Source organism: Sorangium sp. So ce834 (assembly GCF_051521425.1).
GTDB lineage: Bacteria > Myxococcota_A > Polyangia > Polyangiales > Polyangiaceae > Sorangium > Sorangium cellulosum_D.
The window spans coordinates 11,159,869-11,176,217 of the sequence record NZ_CP150351.1 but is presented as its reverse complement, the minus strand read 5'-3'; the positions used below and the strand labels follow the sequence as shown (position 1 = coordinate 11,176,217).

Annotated in this window: 11 protein-coding genes; 7 read left to right on the top strand and 4 right to left on the bottom strand. The window is 74.9% G+C overall.

Going from position 1 to position 16,349, the window contains the following annotated elements; translation table 11 throughout:
* Nucleotides 1–70 precede the first annotated feature (70 nt).
* Complete coding sequence (locus tag WMF20_RS41060) at nucleotides 71–1,366, bottom strand: response regulator (RefSeq protein ID WP_437607147.1); 1,296 nt, start codon at nucleotides 1,364–1,366, stop codon at nucleotides 71–73.
* Between the two features lie 155 nt (nucleotides 1,367–1,521).
* Here WMF20_RS41060 and mnmA point away from each other — a divergent pair, with 155 nt between their 5' ends.
* From mnmA to ftsH, 7 genes are all read left to right on the top strand, one after another.
* The gene (gene mnmA / locus WMF20_RS41055; RefSeq protein WP_129579359.1) at nucleotides 1,522–2,679 is read left to right on the top strand and encodes a tRNA 2-thiouridine(34) synthase MnmA; all 1,158 of its coding nucleotides are present in this window, start codon (nucleotides 1,522–1,524) and stop codon (nucleotides 2,677–2,679) included.
* Nucleotides 2,676–3,329, top strand: a complete 654-nt coding sequence (locus WMF20_RS41050; RefSeq protein WP_129579358.1) for a hypothetical protein — start codon at nucleotides 2,676–2,678, stop codon at nucleotides 3,327–3,329. Before mnmA ends, WMF20_RS41050 begins: the two co-directional genes overlap by 4 nt.
* Before the next feature lie 190 nt (nucleotides 3,330–3,519).
* Nucleotides 3,520–5,772 (top strand): protein kinase domain-containing protein, encoded by a 2,253-nt coding sequence (locus WMF20_RS41045; RefSeq protein ID WP_437607146.1) that lies wholly within the window; start codon nucleotides 3,520–3,522, stop codon nucleotides 5,770–5,772.
* Nucleotides 5,769–7,151, top strand: a complete 1,383-nt coding sequence (locus WMF20_RS41040; RefSeq protein ID WP_437607145.1) for a class I SAM-dependent RNA methyltransferase — start codon at nucleotides 5,769–5,771, stop codon at nucleotides 7,149–7,151. Before WMF20_RS41045 ends, WMF20_RS41040 begins: the two co-directional genes overlap by 4 nt.
* A 142-nt stretch (nucleotides 7,152–7,293) precedes the next feature.
* The gene (locus tag WMF20_RS41035; protein ID WP_437607144.1) at nucleotides 7,294–7,530 is read left to right on the top strand and encodes a hypothetical protein; all 237 of its coding nucleotides are present in this window, start codon (nucleotides 7,294–7,296) and stop codon (nucleotides 7,528–7,530) included.
* Nucleotides 7,527–8,531 (top strand): tRNA lysidine(34) synthetase TilS, encoded by a 1,005-nt coding sequence (gene tilS / locus WMF20_RS41030; protein WP_437607143.1) that lies wholly within the window; start codon nucleotides 7,527–7,529, stop codon nucleotides 8,529–8,531. Before WMF20_RS41035 ends, tilS begins: the two co-directional genes overlap by 4 nt.
* A gap of 162 nt (nucleotides 8,532–8,693) precedes the next feature.
* Entirely contained in the window at nucleotides 8,694–10,640 is a 1,947-nt protein-coding gene (ftsH, locus tag WMF20_RS41025; RefSeq protein WP_129579353.1) for an ATP-dependent zinc metalloprotease FtsH, read from the top strand.
* A 148-nt stretch (nucleotides 10,641–10,788) separates the two neighbouring features.
* On the opposite strand, the gene WMF20_RS41020 is transcribed toward ftsH, so the two are convergent.
* The 3 genes from WMF20_RS41020 to WMF20_RS41010 form a co-directional block, all read right to left on the bottom strand.
* On the bottom strand, nucleotides 10,789–12,258 hold the full coding sequence (locus tag WMF20_RS41020) for an alginate export family protein (protein ID WP_437607142.1): 1,470 nt from the start codon (nucleotides 12,256–12,258) through the stop codon (nucleotides 10,789–10,791).
* Nucleotides 12,259–12,467: 209 nt separating this feature from the next.
* Nucleotides 12,468–13,313 carry a hypothetical protein gene (locus WMF20_RS41015; RefSeq protein ID WP_437607141.1) on the bottom strand — a complete coding sequence of 282 codons (846 nt, stop codon included), beginning with the start codon at nucleotides 13,311–13,313 and terminating at the stop codon, nucleotides 12,468–12,470.
* On the bottom strand, nucleotides 13,310–16,255 hold the full coding sequence (locus tag WMF20_RS41010; RefSeq protein WP_437607140.1) for a GYF domain-containing protein: 2,946 nt from the start codon (nucleotides 16,253–16,255) through the stop codon (nucleotides 13,310–13,312). Before WMF20_RS41010 ends, WMF20_RS41015 begins: the two co-directional genes overlap by 4 nt.
* Between the last annotated feature and the right edge of the window lie 94 nt (nucleotides 16,256–16,349).

Genomic DNA, 16,349 nt, shown 5'->3' with positions numbered 1-16,349 from the left:
GCCGGCCGGACGAAGGCCTTCCGTGAGGACCCCCGCCTGAGGTGGCCGAAGGGAGCGAGCGGAGCGGACCTCAGCGCTTCTTTGCGTCGGGGCGGGGAGGCCGGGCGGGCGCTGGTCGCTGCGGGACCGGGCTCAACCGCGACGAACCTTCTTCATGGCTCGCCGGCTGGGTCGTCGGGGGAGCGACGCTCCCGCGGGAGAGCTCGCCCGGCTCGCCCGAGCGGCCCGGCGAGGACGGCGGCGCGGTCGGCCGGCGGGACGGCGGCCTCGACGGGGAGAGCCGGCCCTGGCCGCGCGGGACCGTGGGCGGATCGCTCTCGTCCGTGCCGCGCCGGCTCGACGGCGGCTTCGCCGTCATGCGGGCGAGCGAGCGCAGCGTCGGCGGCGCGGCCTCGAGCTCGAAGCTCAGCTCGAGCGACGGCGGCGCATCGGAGATCGTCAGGGCGCCGTCGGCCGCCCTCCGCGACGCGACGCCGGGCTGGCGGCGCAGGAGCTCCTCGAGCGGCGCGCGCGACGACGGCGGCGCGACGTCGTCCGGGATGGACGACGGCCCGCCGAGCGCCGTCGTCGCGATCCGGGGCTCCGGACGGCGCCGCGACGGCGGCATCGGCAGCTCGACGCGGGCGCTCTCGTCCTCGAGCCGGGTCGCCTCGAGCAGGTAGGCGGCGATCGATTTTCGCTCCGACGGCACCGGGCGGCTGCCGGGAACGAACGCGAACCGCCCGACCTTCCAGGCCAGCATGGTGCGGAGCGCGGCGAGCGCCGAGACGCGCGTGCCGCCCACGGTCCCCTGGACGATGCACCCCTCGGCGATGTCGAGCTGCGCGCGCCGCTTCTTGCTGATCACCTCGAACACGCCCGAGCGCCGCTCCATCTCGAGGACCGTGAGGACGGTCGCGATCGACATCTGGCTGAGGTCGCCCTCGATGGCGGTCTGATCGACGGAGGCCGGGATGGACATGAGGCTGTCCCGCCGCTGCCGCAGGCGGGACGCCATCTGCACGAGGGCCCCGATCTGCGCGACGACCTCGGTGACCCGGAAGGGCTTGGTCATGTAGACGTCGGCGCCGACGTGGAACCCCTCGAGGCGGGATTGCTGGTCATCGAGGGCGGAGAGGAACAGGAAGGGGGTGACGGACACCCGCGAAGGTTGGGTGCGGACGTTGCGTGCGACCCAGTAGCCGTCGTGGTCGGGCAGGCCGACGTCGCAGACGATGCACTCGGGCTCCAGGGTGCAGGCGGTCGAGAGCCCGGCCTCCGCGGTGGCGCAGTAGATGACCTCGTAACCCGCCTCGCGGATCGCGGTGGCGAGCAGGTCCGCGACATACTCCTCGTCCTCGACCACGAGCACGACCCCGCTCGGCATCTGGCAGACGGTACACGCGCGCCGCGGGGGTGGCCAAGGGTGAATGGCGGCGAGCCGGTCCGAACCTCGGGCCGCGCGCCGCCGCCGGCGCGTGTTGGCGCGTGTGTGCCCGCGGCGTCCGACCGCGGCGCGGGATTCACGCTATAAGAACGGAAATGGCAACTCCTGTCCGAGAGGCCGGCGGCGCGGCGCGGCCCGGCGAGCGGCCCTCCCCGGGGGCGCGCGTCTTCATCGCGATGAGCGGCGGAGTCGACTCCTCGGTCGCCGCGGCGCGCCTCTGCGACGCTGGTTACGAGGTCGTCGGCGTGACGCTGCACCTCTGGGACTACCCCGACGACGGCAGCGTCAAGAGCCGCTGCTGCGCGCCCGAGGATCAGCACGACGCCCGCCGGGTCGCCGACCACCTCGGCATCCCGCACTACACCTTCGATCGCCGCGCCCTGTTCCGCGAGCACGTCGTCGATCCGTTCGTCGACGCCTACCTCGCGGGCGAGACGCCGAGCCCGTGCGTGGCCTGCAACCGCTCGGTCAAGCTCCGGGAGCTGTTCCCGCTGGCGGAGCGGCTGGGCGTCTCGTGGGTGGCGACGGGCCACTACGCGCGGGTCGTCGTGGAGGAGGGCGGCGCCCGCCTCTACCGCGGCCGCGATCGGCACAAAGATCAGAGTTATTTCCTCCACATGCTCCGGTCGGACGAGCTGTCGCGCCTCCTCTTCCCGCTCGGCGACTCGACCAAGGAGGAGGTGCGCGCCGAGGCGATCGCCCGCGGGCTGCCGGGGGCCGACAAGGGGGAGAGCCAGGAGCTCTGTTTCATCCCCTCCGGCCGCTACGCGCCCTTCGTGGCCGAGCGCGCGGCGGACAGGCTCCGGCCCGGGCCGATCGTCGATCGGGACGGGCGCGTGGTCGGGTCGCACGGCGGGGTGCACGGCTTCACCGTGGGCCAGCGCAAGGGCATCGGCGTCTCCCTCGGCCGCCCGGCGTTCGTCGTGGGCCTCGACGCGGCGACGGGCGCGGTGCGCCTCGGCGACGAGGCCGACCTCTACGCGGCGGGCGCCGAGATCACCGAGGCCGTGTGGTCCGACGACGCGGTCTTCCCCCTGGAGGCCGAGGTGCGGGTGCGCGCGCGGCACGAGGCGGCGCCCGGCGTCATCGAGCGACGGCGCGACCCTGCGACGGGCGCCGAGAGCTTCGTGGCGCGGTTCGAGAGCCCGGTGCGGGCCGTCTCCCCCGGTCAGATGGCCGTGGTGTACCGGGGCGACCGCGTCCTCGGCGGCGGCCGCATCCGGGCCGCCCTTCGCGCGGGGGCGGCGTCGTGACGGCGCGCCTGCTCGTGCCCCTGGCGTGCTCCCTCTCGCTCGGGTGCTCGCTCGGGCAGGGGGAGGGCGAGGTCTACAGCTCGAGGCTGCTCGCGGCGGACTGCTGGGAGGGCGCCTACGACATGCGCCCCGACTTCTTCGCTGCGGTCCCGTACCGCTCCACGCTGCAGATCCGGGTGCAGCGGGGCAGCGACCTCCAGGAGGTCTCGGACGGCCTCGCGGTCATCATCGACGACGTCGGCCTCATCCGCGGGGACGGGCAGGTGAACAAGCTCGACGTCGACCTGAGCGTCGGGCTCCCGCCCGGCGTCGAGCTGCCGGGCTCGCCCCCGCCGACGCCGAAGCCGGAGGGGCTCGCCCCGCTCGTGCACATGGCGCTCTACCTCCAGCGGTCGTGCCACAACCAGAACATCGTGCTCTACGCCGTGGATGGGACCATCAAGTTCCAGGCGCTGTTCAGCGGCGATCCCAACGAGACCGACGCGGTCGACAAGTTCACGGACGCGACGTTCGACATCTGGGTCGGTGATCCGCGCGACGCCGGGATCGGTCATCCAGCGGACGCCATCCCCCGCGAGCTCCTCTCGAGGGTCACGGGGAGCTTCCGTTTCTATTTCGAGCGAGGCCAACCTGGGCAACCGTTCCCCTGAGCTCGCCGCGACTCCGTCCTGGGTCTCTGGTGGTGTCCTACCTGTCAGGACACGGGCCTTCAGCGACCTAGTGGATTGAAGCTGACCATCTGCCCGGTCGCTCGGCCGAGACGACATGGCAAAGCGCCGCGAACTCGCGGTAAAGTAGTGACCGCTCATGCCCCAACCCCCGCCTCGACCCGCATCGCGAATGGGCGGACCTCCAAGCCCCGGGTCGACCAATTCATCGCCTGACGCGCGCGCGAAGGAGTCCGAGAAGCAGCAGGGGACCTACTTCCTGGGCCGTTACCGCGTGGTCGACGAGATCGGGGTGGGCGGAATGGCGAGCGTCCACCTGGCGCGCATGGATGGGCCGGGCGGCTTCCAAAAGTGGGTCGCCATCAAGCGGATCCACCCGCATCTGGTCGAAGACGATCAGTTCGTCGACATGTTCCTGGACGAGGCGCGCATCGCGGCTGGCATCAACCACGCCAATGTCGCGCAGGTGTTCGATCTCGGGAAGGACGACAACACCTACTGGATCGCCATGGAGTATCTCCACGGCGAGCCGCTCCGGGAGGTGATGCGGCGCGCTGAGGAGCGCCGGCTGCGCATCTCGCCCGAGCTCGCTGCGCGCATCTGCTCCGATGCGGCAGAGGGGCTCCACGCCGCCCACGAGCTGCGCGGAAAGAACGGCCAGCTGCTCGGCCTGGTGCACCGCGACGTGACGCCGCACAACCTGTTCCTCACATACGACGGCTACACCAAGGTGGTGGATTTCGGGATCGCCAAGGTGGCCGATCGGCTGTCGTCCACCCGCGCGGGAACGCTGAAAGGCAAGTTGGCCTACATGTCTCCCGAGCAGGTGCGCGGCAATGAGGTCGATCGCACGACCGACGTGTTCGCGCTCGGGGTCGTCCTCTGGGAGCTCACGACGAACCAGCGACTCTTCCGGATGGATACGGATCTCGACACCCTCGAGAAGGTGCAGGCCTGCGTGGTCCCGCCGCCGTCCACGATCGTGCCCGACTATCCGATCGAGCTGGAGAGCGTCGTCATGAAGGCGCTCGCCAAGCACAAGCAGGACCGCTTCCAGACGGCGCGCGAATTTTCGCGAGCGCTGCAAAACTTCCTGATGCGGAGCGGGATCTTCGTCGGCTCCGAGGAGGTCGCGCAGTTCGTGCAGCAGGTGTTCGCCGACCGCATCCAGAAGCGCGAGGCGCACCTCGCGTGGGCGGCGGAGGTGACGTCCACGATCAACGTCGAGCAGGTGCGCGCGCGGAGCTCGACCACGGCCACCGACAGCGTCGGGCTCCGCAGCCGCGGCCGGGAGCCCGATCCGTACCAGCGGCTCACGCCGCCGCAGGTCTTGCGGCACAACGCCGCGCCGGCGAGCGGGATCGCGCCGGTCGGACGCACGCCGTCGAGGGACGCGGCCGACAAGCAGATGGTGGCCTCGTCGCTGATGGACGACGACGAGGATGTCCCGACGACGGTCGCGACGCGCGAGCACGCCGAGCCGGTGCGGCCGCTCCCGCACGGCGAGCGCGCGATGCCGCGCCCGGCGGCCGGCATGGCGCCGGAGCTCGCGCTGGCGCCTCCGCCTCAGCCCGGTGCCCCGTCCGCCCTTCCCACGGTGCGGCCCGGTGCCCCGCCCGCGCACGCGGGCTCGCCGCGCGCGCCGGGCGGCCAGAACCTCGCTGCGCCGGTGATCCCGGCGAACCCGTATCCGCCGCTCGATCTCGGCTCGGCCGATCGGGCGCCGTTCCCCAGGGGGGGCCTCCTGGACAGCGATCTGGGTAACCCGCTCGCGTCCACGCTCGCGCTCCCGCAGCAGGCTCCGCCCCAGCCACCCGCGCCGGTCCCGCAGGGCCCGAGCGACGCCGCGCGCCGCGGGCACGCGAGCAGGGCCGCTGCGGTCGGCGCATCGCCGCAGGTGCCCTCGTACGCGCTGCCGTTCAACGGCCAGGGCTACGCTCCTTCGCCTCCTGCCGGCTCGCCCGTGCCGGCGTTCCCGCCGCCGCCGTCGACGATCGCGGGCCAGGGCCAGCCGTTCGCGCCCGCCGCGCCGGCGCAGCCTCCGCAGTCGCAGATCGAGACCGCGCTCTCGCTGCCGCGCCCCGATCCGGCGGCCATCTGGGCGGCCACGCAGGACGCGGTGTCCAAGGGGAACGGCAGGAACACGCTCGTGCTCGTCGCGGTCATCGCCCTCACCGCGCTGTGCGTCATCGGCATCGGCGCGCTGATCTACATGAAGACGATGACCGTGCAGCCCTCGCCCCCGAAGGGGGTCGACGCTGCGCCGCCCGCCTCGACCGGCGCGGCCACCACGCGCCGGCCGCGCCTCGGCGCGAACGTGGAGCCCGCGGGGGACGAGCGCGCGCGCTCGCTCGCCCTCGCCGGCGGAGCATCTCTCGTCCACCCCGGCCCGGCGAGCCTGCGGCGCGTTACGATGAAGGGATGAAGGCTGTTCACCGCCGCTCGAGCGGTGCCAGGGCGCGCGCCGGCGAGCGAGCGCAGCTGCGCATCGACGCGCTGGCCGCCGGCGGCGCAGGGATCGGTCGGCTCGCGGGCGAGGTCGTCTTCGTACCCGCGACGGCGCCGGGCGACCTCGTCGAGATCGAGCTCGATCGGAGCGCGCGCCCGGCGCGGGGCAGGCTGCTCCGCGTGGTCGAGCCGAGCGCCGACCGCATCGCTCCGCCCTGCCGCTTCGCGGAGACCTGCGGCGGCTGCGACTGGATGCACGTCCGCGTCGAGGCGCAGCAGGCCGCGCACGCGCAGATCGTCCGGCAGGCGATCGCGCGCGCGGCCTCGCTCGCCGAGGCCGATCTGCCGCCGCTCCGCCTGCACCCCGCGCCCCAGCCGCTCGGCTACCGCTCGCGCGCGCGGCTGTTCGCGCGCGCGGAGCGCGGCGAGGTGCGCGTGGGCTACCGCGCGCCGAGGACGCACGCCGTCGCGGCGGTCGATCGCTGCCTGGTGCTGGCCGACCCGATCGCGCCGCTCGCCGGCGAGCTGCCCGGCGTCCTGCGCGGGGCCGCGGGGGAGGGCGACATCCTCGTCTCGCTGGGCGCCTCGAGCCGCCCGGTGGTCGAGATCCTCTGGCGCGGCCAGCTCCCGCCGGCCGTGTGGCAGCTGCTCGACGAGCGCACGGCCCGCGGCGCGTGGGCCGGCGCCCGCGTCACGCTGGACGGGGCGCGCGAGGCCGCGTCGTTCGGCGATCCGCGGCCGGCGGTCGTGGGCGCCGACGGCTTGCCGCTGGTCCTCGCGCCGGGTGGCTTCGGGCAGCCGTCCGAGGAGGGCGCCGCCGTGCTCGCCGGCCGCGCCGCCGAGCTCGCTCACCTCGACTCCTCCCGGCCGCCGCACGTGCTGGAGCTGTTCGCGGGGAGCGGGACGCTCTCCGTGCTCCTCGCGCGCGGCGCGCCGCGACCCGCGTCGGCCGCCGAGGTCGCCTCGCCGGCCGCCCCGGGGCTCGCGTCGTTCACGGCGGTGGAGCGCTCGCCCGAGGCGGTCGCGTGCCTGCGCCAGAACCTCGCCGCCCGCGGCCTCGCCGGCAAGGCGATCGAGGCGGACGCCGACCAGGTCCCGATCCCGGCGCGCACCGACGTCGTGGTGCTGGATCCTCCGCGCGGCGGGGCGCCCGGCGCGGCGCGCGCGATCGCGGCCTCGGGCGCGCGCGTGGTCGTCTACGTCTCGTGCGACCCGGCCACCCTCGGGCGCGATCTCGGCGGCATCCTCCGCGGCGGCTTCGAGATCACGGACATCGAGGCGGTCGAGCTCTTCCCGCAGACGAGCCACATCGAGTCGATCGTCCGCCTCACCCGCGCCCGCCGGCCGGCTCGCTGAGCGGCGCGGCGCGGCGCGGCGCGCGGCGAGGAGGCGCGGCGCGCCACCCTGCGCGCACCCCGGCGAGCTCGGGCCGAGATCGCGCGCGGCGCGCGAGGTCGCAGCGCGCCTCCGCCCAGCGGCTTGCGCTACGCTGGCCGGGATGATTCACCCCCTCGACGAGCAGCTCCGCGAGGAAGCGCGGCGCTACCGCCTCGTGTTCGCCTGCCCCGACTGCGCGTCGTTCGATCCGGCGGAGGCCGAGCGCGACGAGGCCGGCGCCGCGCCCCCTGGCCGCGCGCCGCGCTGCTCGCTCGGCTATCCGGTCGCGCCGCACCTGAGCCCGTCGCTCGACGATCGCGACGAGATCATCTTCTGCAAGGCGTTCGAGCTCCGATGAGCTCGTCCCCCGGGCCTCCCCCGCCGCCCAGGCGGGGCCGGTCGCACCCCCCGTCGCTGATCCGCCTGGCCGAGCGGCTGATCCGGGACGAGCGGCTGCTCGCGCGCGGCGACGTGGTCCTCTGCGCCTGCTCTGGAGGCCCCGACTCGACGGCGCTGCTGCACGTCCTCGCCATGCTCCGGCGGCGGATCGGCCACGAGGTCGTCGCGCACGGCGTCGACCACGGCCTGCGGCCGGAGGCCGCGGCCGAGCTCGCGATCGCGCGCGACCTGGCCGAGCGGCTCGGCGTCCCCTACTCCAGCACCCGTGTGGACGTGGCGCCCGGCGCGAACCTCCAGGCCAGGGCGCGCGCCGCCCGGTTCGCCGCGCTCGCGGCGGCCTCGGCGGCCCGCGGCGCCCGCGCGATCGCGACCGGCCACACCGCGGACGACCGGGCCGAGACGGTGCTGCTGCGCCTGCTGCGGGGCGCTGGGCCGCGAGGGCTGGCCGTGCTGCCGCCGCGCGCGCCGCTGTGGACCGACGCCGCCGGCGCGGCGCCGGGCGCCGGGGAGCCGGGCTCTGCGGCTGCCGGCGTCGAGCTCATCCGCCCGTTGCTCCTGGCCCGCCGCGCCGACGTGCTGGCCCACCTCAGCCGACATCGGCTGGCTTTCGCGGAGGATCCCAGCAACGGGGACCCCCGCTTCACCCGCGTTCGTGTCCGCCGCGAGCTCCTCCCGCTGCTCCAGGACCTGTCGCCGGCGATCGTCGAGCACCTCTGCGCGCTCTCGGACATGCTCGCCGCCGGCCGAGATCGGCGCGCGGGCGGCGATCCGGCCGTCCTCGACGGCGGCGAGCCGCTCTCGATGCCGCTCGGTCGGGCGCAGCGCCTCGCGATCGAGCGGGCTCGCAAGCTCGGGCGGCCGCTGCGCGTCCTGGTCCGCGGCGGCGGAGAGATCGCCCTGGGCTTTCCAGAGGAGTCCAGCGTGCTTATCGAGGACAGGTCCGAGCGTCGCGGGGCCTGACCGCATGCACCCCACCCGCGACCCCTGTCGAGTCCCCTGTTTCGCCGTGCCGCCGCGGGGAAAACCCGCGGTCGACGACCGAGCCGACGGGTGGCATGCTGACTGGAACACGCGTACAATTTCGGTACACGCCGGCTCGCCGCGCGAGCTTAGAGGGTCCTCGTGAAGCAATCGCACAAGACGCTGCTGCTCTGGGTTCTGCTGATCATGATGTTCTTGGCGATCTGGCAGTTCTTGAGCCCGGATTCCCGGCCCGCCACGCAAGTCGCGTTCAGCGAGTTCATGGCCCAGGTCCAGGTCGAGGCCAAGGACAAGGATCCGCACGTCGAGTCGGTCACGATCAAGGACCGCGAGTACACCTTCTGGGTCAAGGACCCCAAGACCGGGGCGAAGACGAAGAAGGTCACGATCGGGCCTGACAACGCCGACGAGATCACGAAGACGATCGTCGACAACAAGGTCGCCGTCTACTTCGAGAAGGAGGACGCGTCGCCGTTCTGGCCGGGGGCGATCATGTACCTCCTGCCGACGGTCTTCCTGCTCGTGATGTTCTACCTGTTCATGCGCCAGCTCCAGGCCGGCGGGGGCAAGGCGATGAGCTTCGGCAAGTCGCGCGCCCGGCTGCTCAGCGAGGCGCAGAACAAGGTGACGTTCGCCGACGTCGCGGGCATCGACGAGGCGAAGGACGAGCTCGAGGAGATCATCGCGTTCCTCAAGGACCCGAAGAAGTTCCAGAAGCTCGGCGGCCGGATCCCGAAGGGCGTGCTCATGATGGGCCCCCCCGGGACGGGCAAGACGCTCCTCGCGCGCGCGATCGCCGGCGAGGCCGGGGTGCCGTTCTTCTCGATCTCCGGCTCGGATTTCGTCGAGATGTTCGTCGGCGTCGGCGCGAGCCGGGTGCGCGACCTGTTCGAGCAGGGCAAGAAGCACGCGCCGTGCATCATCTTCATCGACGAGATCGACGCGGTCGGCCGCCACCGCGGCGCGGGCCTCGGCGGCGGGCACGACGAGCGCGAGCAGACGCTGAACCAGCTCCTCGTCGAGATGGACGGCTTCGAGTCGAACGAGGGCGTGATCATCGTCGCGGCGACGAACCGCCCCGACGTCCTCGACCCCGCGATCCTGCGGCCTGGCCGCTTCGATCGGCGCATCGTGGTGAACCGCCCCGACGTGCGCGGCCGCGAGGGCATCCTCCGGGTCCACACGAAGAAGGTCCCGCTCGGGCCGGACGTCGACATGGAGATCCTGGCGCGCGGCACGCCCGGCTTCGTCGGCGCCGACATCGAGAACCTGGTCAACGAGGCGGCACTCCTCGCGGCGCGTCAGGACAAGGACGTCGTCACGATGATCGACTTCGAGATGGCCAAGGACAAGGTGCTGATGGGCGCCGAGCGCCGCAGCATGGTCATCAGCGACGAGGAGAAGCGGACCACGGCCTACCACGAGGCCGGGCACGCGCTGGTCGCGAAGCTCCTGGAGAAGTTCTCGGATCCGGTCCACAAGGTGACGATCATCCCGCGCGGCCCGGCGCTCGGCCTCACGCAGCAGCTGCCGAAGGAGGACCGGCTCAGCATGTCGCGCGAGTTCGCCAAGGCGCGGCTCTCGGTGCTGATGGGCGGCCGCGTCGCGGAGGAGATCATGTTCGGCCAGTTCACGACCGGCGCGGGCAACGACATCAAGCAGGCGTCGAACCTCGCGCGGCGCATGGTGACCGAGTTCGGCATGAGCGACGTCATCGGGCCGATCTCGTACGGCGCGGACGAGGAGAGCGTGTTCCTCGGGCGCGACTTCACGAGCCGGCGCCGCGACTACTCGGAGACGATCGCCAACCAGATCGACGACGAGGTGCGGCGGTTCATCCTCGACGCCCACGCCGAGGCGCGGAGGCTCCTCACCGAGAACCGCGAGATCCTCGAGCGGCTCGCCAACGCGCTCCTCGAGCGCGAGACGCTGGACGCGGAGGAGGTCGACGCCATCGTCGCGGGCCGCGAGCTGCCGCAGCGCCAGCGCGTCGTGATCCCGAGCTACAGCGATCGCGATCGCGCCGCGAAGGAGAAGCGCCGCGCGGCCAGCATCTTCGGCACCCCGAAGCCCGCCCCGAGCACCTGATCGCGAAGCGCGGGGGCCGCGCCCGGTGAGCCCGGGCGAGCCCCCCGCGCCGCCGCGCGCCGCACGGCACGGCGCGGCCCCCGAGACGCCTCACTCCCTCCCCTCAGGACAGCGAAGCGCGCGACGCGCGACGCGTCCCCGGCCCGCCTCAGGGGGCGCTCAGGGTCGTCTGCAAGAACGCCCACTGCTGCAGATCTGCCGGGCGGCCGTCGTCGTGCGCGCGGTTCGCCTTGCTGAAGATCGCCTGGGCGCCGTCGCCGAAGATGAACAGGCCGTAGCCGAGCGCGAAGCGCAGCGGCTCCCACGGCTGGAAGGCGAGCGAGACGTCGATCTCGTGGCCGAGCGCCCGGCTCTCGTTGTCGCTGACGGCGCCCACGGGAAGGAGCCGCGCGGTCACCCACCTGCCCCCGGGCGAGGCGAGGCCGACGAACGTGTACCCGGCGGCGACGGTCATCGCGTCGAGGGGGGAGGCGCGGACGCCTCCGCCCGCCTCGATCACGTTGGACCACGCGTAGAGCCCCATCGGGCCGTGGTTGTCCTGCGCGTCGGGCAGGATCGGATCGAAGCGACGCTGCGTCTCGCCCTCTTCGAGCGCGCCGTCGTCGCCCGTCGCGTACGCGCCGCGGGCGCTGAAGGTGAGGCGGGCGGGGAGGGACGTCTCGAGCGCCGCCCGCGCGGCGGCCGCGAACGCGCCGAGCGGGCGATCGGCCGTGAAGGTGGCGACCCGACCGAGCTCGTAGGCCCCCTCGATCGCGTAGCGGAAACCGCGGCGGTCGCCGGAGATGCGCGCGTCGAGGACCACGGTGTCTCCGGGCGTGAGCCAGGTCGGCCGCGGCTCGCGGGCGATGCGCGCGAGCGCCGTGGCCTCGAGGTGGAGCAGGGGAGCGACGCGCCAGAGCGCGTTCAGGCCGTAGAGCTGCGTCCCCGTGCCGGCGGAGATGGGCTTGCGCGTCCCCGCCACCTCGGGCGGCGCGCCGCCCGGCGCCGCGAGGAGCACGGCCATCGCCTCGAGGTCGACGTTGCCGAGCTGCACCCCCGCGCGCACCCCGTCGAGCGAGCGCGCGGTGAGCGTCTCGTCGTCCGCCCCGATCAGGCGGCCGTCCCCCCACTCGATCCGCTGCCGGCCCAGCCGGACGAAGGCGCGGCGCCCCGAGCGCGTGTGCACGTCGACGTAGGCCTCGTAGGGCGCCGTCTCCGGGAGGGACGGCTCGCCCGCTCCGACGAAGATCGCGTCGTCGCTCCCCCAGAGCCGCGCGTCCTGCAGCGTGAGGACGCCCGTGACGGGCCCGCGATCGACGGCCAGGCCGAGGCGCGCGCGCTGGGCGAAGAACCACTGGGTCTTGACGACGTTGCCCGTGTCGAGGAGCGGTGGCAGCGCGCCCCCGAAGCCCTCGGCGAGCACCGCGTTCGAGCTGTAGACGTCGCCGCCCGTGTCCACGGGGTACCGGCGAAACTCGCCCCGGATCCGGAGCTCCGCCGACGGGCGGAAGACGAACCCGCCGAGGTGCACGCCCTCCGACTGCGGCAGCGCCTGGGCCGCCGCGGTCCGGGGCGCGAGCGCAAGCGCGAGGAGCGCCGATCCCAGAGCGATGGAGGCGAACGGCAGGGATCGGATCATCAGCGAGGAGGGCCGGAGCGCGGGGTCGTCGAACGGCGGATGCGCGGCCTGGCGCGCGGCGTTCTCGCGGGCCGCGCTCCTGGATCGCTCGCGGAGGATAGGCGTCCCGGCGCTCGTCGGACAAGTGGGGAAGCTGCCGAATGGGGCGCAGTGCCGCCCCTGTCCGGCGGCGCTGCCGCCGGGCAAGGCGAGCCGCCGCGCCGGCGGCGTCAGGGATCGAAATCGTCCTCGCCGCGTGGAGGCGGCGGCGGTTTCGGCGGCCTCGGCGCGGCTCCTGCGCCGCTCCCGCGCCGCGGCGGCGCCTTGGCGCTTCCGGCAGGCTGCCTCGGCGTGGGGCGCCTCGCCGCGCCTCGCCCCGCCGGCGCGACGCCCGCGTCGACGGCGAGCACCAGATCGAGCGCGAGCTTCGATGCCCTGCCGGCGTGCCGCTCGGCGGCCGCCCCCGCCTCGGCGAGCACGCGCTCGGCCGCCTCGAGCTCGCGCCTCGCCTCGCGGCGCTGCGGGTCGCCCGCCATGGTCTCGGCCCACGCGGCCGAAAGCGACGCCCGCTGCTTCTCGAGCTCCGCCGCGCGCTTCGACAGCTCGCCGAGCTGCTTCGCCGCCGCGAGGGAGCTCTTCAAGGACGCCTCGAGCGCCTCGACGGCGTCCCTGTCGTCCGCGTCGAGCGAGCGCCCGCCTCGGGCGCTGACGAGCCGCGCTTCCGGCACGAGCTCGACGTGGAGCGAGGCGCCCGACGCGCGGAGCTCCGCCGCGCGCGCGCGCGCCGCGTCGAGCGCCGCGTCGGCGGCCGACCTCGGATCGAGCCCGGCCGCGCGCGCGAGCTCGGCCCGCGCCGCGTCCGCGAGCGCCTCGGCCTTCAGCGACTCCTCGCGGAGCGCCCGCGCGGCCTCGAAGAACTCGTCGTAGGGCTGCTTGCCCGTGCGCAGGGCCCGGCCCTGCTCGAGCTGCGATGCCTGCGCGGCGCACGCGGCGAGCAGCGGCGCGTGCGCCGCGGCGAGCAGCAGCGCGAGCGCCGCCGCCCGGAGGCGGCGCGCGCCGTCCGGGGCCCTCGTCATCCACATTGGAGGATGACCCCCCAGAGCTCGTAGCTCGCGGCGGGCTTCGAGAGGAACACGACGCCCACGTAGCCCGATCGCGGCGCCACGCCGAGCACGCCCTGCCCGAAGTTCCCGGCCGGGGGTGAGAGCGCGATCGGATCGCCGATCGGGGAGAAATCGGGGGCCAGGGTCTGCGCGCGCATGGCGCGGCTCCCCGGAGGGCCTTCGGTCCACACGAGGAGCCAGCGTCCGTCGCCGAGCCCCGCGATGTCCGGCGCGAACGCGTCGCCGCCGGGGCCGCCGGAGGGGAGCGGGATCACCTGGGTCGACCCGGGGATGTCGCCCGGCGCGGCTTGCCCGGCGCGGATCTCCCATCGCCCGTCCGCGGGCCGGTCGGCGAAGACGACGGCGAGCGCGCGCTCGTTCCAGCCGAGCGAAGGCTTGCCGAGCGCGCCCCCGGAGCCGTTCACGCGGGTGAGCTCGCCGGCGGGCCTGCGCTCGGCGTCGAGCCAGCCGGCCCACACGGCCTTCTCGCGGCGGAACGCGACGGCGTACCCGCGGGACCCGGCCGCGAGGGCGCGCGGCGACTCGAGCGGCTCGTCGCCTTGCACCGGCCAGAGCCGCGCGGGCGCGGCGCCGGGGTCGTCGGCGGCGACCACGGCGCCGTCCGCCAGGCCGATGACGAACGGCCGGGGCCCCGGGACGCTGACCGGGGAGCGGATGGCGTGCTGCGCCGACGTGAGGACGGTGAAGGTGTCTTCGACCGGCGAGATGCTCACGATGTCGGCGGCCTCTCGGTTCGAGAACCTCTCGCTCCGCTCGCCGGTCGCGGGATCGATCTCGAGGCCGACGGCCTCCATGGCGCTCTTGGCGTAGCCCACCAGGAGCTTGCCGCCCTTCGTCGCCGTGACCTCGAAGGGGATGCTCTTCGCGACGAGCGGCGCCCATGGCTGCGGCTGGCGCGCCACCCAGCAGGGCTTCAGCGGCGCGGGGATCGTGGAGCGAGCGACGCCCTGCGCGGCGCCGAGCGCGGGGCGCGCCGTCGCGACCAGCGGCTGCCGCGCGGCTGCGACGGAGTGGCGGCCCGCGAAGAAGGCGGCGACGCTCATGAGCACGGCGGCCCCGCAGATGCCGATGAGCGACGAGATCGGCACGGGCACCGCCGTGGAGAGCGGATGGCCGTCGCCCCGCGCCGGCGCGCCCGCGAGGGGCGGTTGAGCGCGCCGCGCCGCGAGCGCGCGCGGATCGAGCGCGGGCGGGCCGTTGCTCGATCCCGGGGCGGAGCCGCGATCGGAGCGCGGGCCCGGCGCCGGCGGAGCCTCGGCGGACGTCGGGCGCAGCCCGGGCAGCAAGCCTGGCCACGAGCGCATGGCCGGGCGCCCCTGCGACGCGCCTGCGCCGACGCCGGCCGAAGGGATCGTCGCGTACTCGCGGCGCCCCATCGTCGCGTCGCCGACCAGGGGGGAGCGCTTCGTCTCGCCGGGCGTGGGCGCAGCGGAGTGCTCCTTGGCCTCGCGGTGCGGCGCCGTCGTGGTGGAGGGCTCGGGAACCTCGCTGACGGCGCTGAGCTCCGATGGAACCCGGCCATCGCCGGCCGGCGTGCTCTCGGCGCCGCGGAGCGGGGGACCGTCGCCGGACGGCGCGGGGCTGGCGAGGCGAGGTCCGATGGACGCGATCGCCGCCGCGGCGGCGGCGCTCGAGACGGGCGTCGCTTCGGCCGAGGGGATCGGGGCAGCCGGGGGCGAAGGGAGCGCTGCGGCCGGCTGCGAGGGCGACGGCGGCGCCGCCACGGGCGTCGCGCGGGGAGCCTCCGCGGGCGGGCGCGGCGGCGGCGCGGGGAGCGCTCCGAGGCGGACGAGGGCCTTCGCGCCTGCCGCGGTGTGATCCGGTGCATCGAGCGCCCGCGCGCCCGCGGGCCGCTTCGCGGCGAGCGCGGGGAACCGGACCGGCACCGGCGGCGGCGGCACGGAGCGTCCCTTGGTCGGCCGCTTCGTGCCGCGGCTGGGGCTCGCCTGCACGGGCGGCGTTGCCGGGAGGGGCTTGCCGGCGCCCTGATCCGGATCGGCGGCTGCGCCGCTGCGCCCGTCGTCCTGCGGCGCAGCGCCGGCCGGCGCCCCGTCGCGGCCTGAAGGGAGGGGCGGCGGCCGGGGCGGCCTCGCCGCGCGCGCGGTCGGGCCGCCCGCGGCCTTCGGCGTTGCGCCCGGCCTGCTGGGCGCGGCCGAGCCCGCCGCGCGCCTCGGCGCTGCGGGCTCGCCGCCTTCGGTCATCCCGCCGGCGCCGTCTGCGTCGCCGGCCGGACGCTGACCGGCCGACGTGTCCTCGGGTTCCTCGGACGCCGAGGGGAGCCTCGGCGCGCGCGGGATCGCGGGCGCTCCCTCGTCGCCTGCCGAGGAACCGTCGTAGCGGGGCAGCTGCGTGATCGCGCGGGCGACGCTGGCGTCGAACGCTCCGCCCGCCGAAGGCACGACGATCGGCGCGCTCTGTCCGCTGGCCGGCGCGCTCGCCGGGGCCTCGACCCCCGAGAGCGTCGCCATGGGCTCGCGCTTCCGGGGCGGCGGGGGTGGCGGCTGCGGTCGCGCGGTGGCCCGGCCCGGGGACGCCGTGGGTCGCCGCTCGTTCGCGGACCTGTCCGGGGGCGCTGGGCGCTGACCCGGGCGGGCGGGCGCCGGGCCCAGCTCCTCGACGAGCTCGAGCTCCAGCGTCGCGCCGCTGTCGCGCGCCGACGCCCGGGCATCGGCGGCGGGCTTGTCGGGCGGAGCGGCGCCCGCCTCCGGCTTGCGCCGGAGCTGCGCGGCGTCGGCGAGCTCCGGCTGCTTGGAAGCCGGGGCCCACGCTTCCATGCCCTGGCGCCACACGAGCGTGGAGCCCGGGATGACCCCGGCAGCCAGCGCGCTGCGCAGCTCGGCGGTGCTCACGAGCCGCTGGACGCCGCGCTCATCCGTCCATCGCCACGCGCTCAACGGCGGGCCCTCCTCCCCGTGCGAGAGCGCCGGAATTTCAGGACGCGATCCACGACGCGGGGATCGTACCGCGCGTCGTTTGCAAAGAGATCCT

What these genes read in the sequence shown, in the direction of transcription:
- WMF20_RS41060 (WP_437607147.1), bottom strand. Translation starts at nt 1,366, where the DNA reads ATGCCGAGCGGGGTCGTGCTCGTGGTCGAGGACGAGGAGTATGTCGCG.
- mnmA (WP_129579359.1), top strand. Translation starts at nt 1,522, where the DNA reads ATGGCAACTCCTGTCCGAGAGGCCGGCGGCGCGGCGCGGCCCGGCGAG.
- WMF20_RS41045 (WP_437607146.1), top strand. Translation starts at nt 3,520, where the DNA reads ATGGGCGGACCTCCAAGCCCCGGGTCGACCAATTCATCGCCTGACGCG.
- WMF20_RS41040 (WP_437607145.1), top strand. Translation starts at nt 5,769, where the DNA reads ATGAAGGCTGTTCACCGCCGCTCGAGCGGTGCCAGGGCGCGCGCCGGC.
- WMF20_RS41035 (WP_437607144.1), top strand. Translation starts at nt 7,294, where the DNA reads ATGATTCACCCCCTCGACGAGCAGCTCCGCGAGGAAGCGCGGCGCTAC.
- tilS (WP_437607143.1), top strand. Translation starts at nt 7,527, where the DNA reads ATGAGCTCGTCCCCCGGGCCTCCCCCGCCGCCCAGGCGGGGCCGGTCG.
- WMF20_RS41020 (WP_437607142.1), bottom strand. Translation starts at nt 12,258, where the DNA reads ATGATCCGATCCCTGCCGTTCGCCTCCATCGCTCTGGGATCGGCGCTC.
- WMF20_RS41015 (WP_437607141.1), bottom strand. Translation starts at nt 13,313, where the DNA reads ATGACGAGGGCCCCGGACGGCGCGCGCCGCCTCCGGGCGGCGGCGCTC.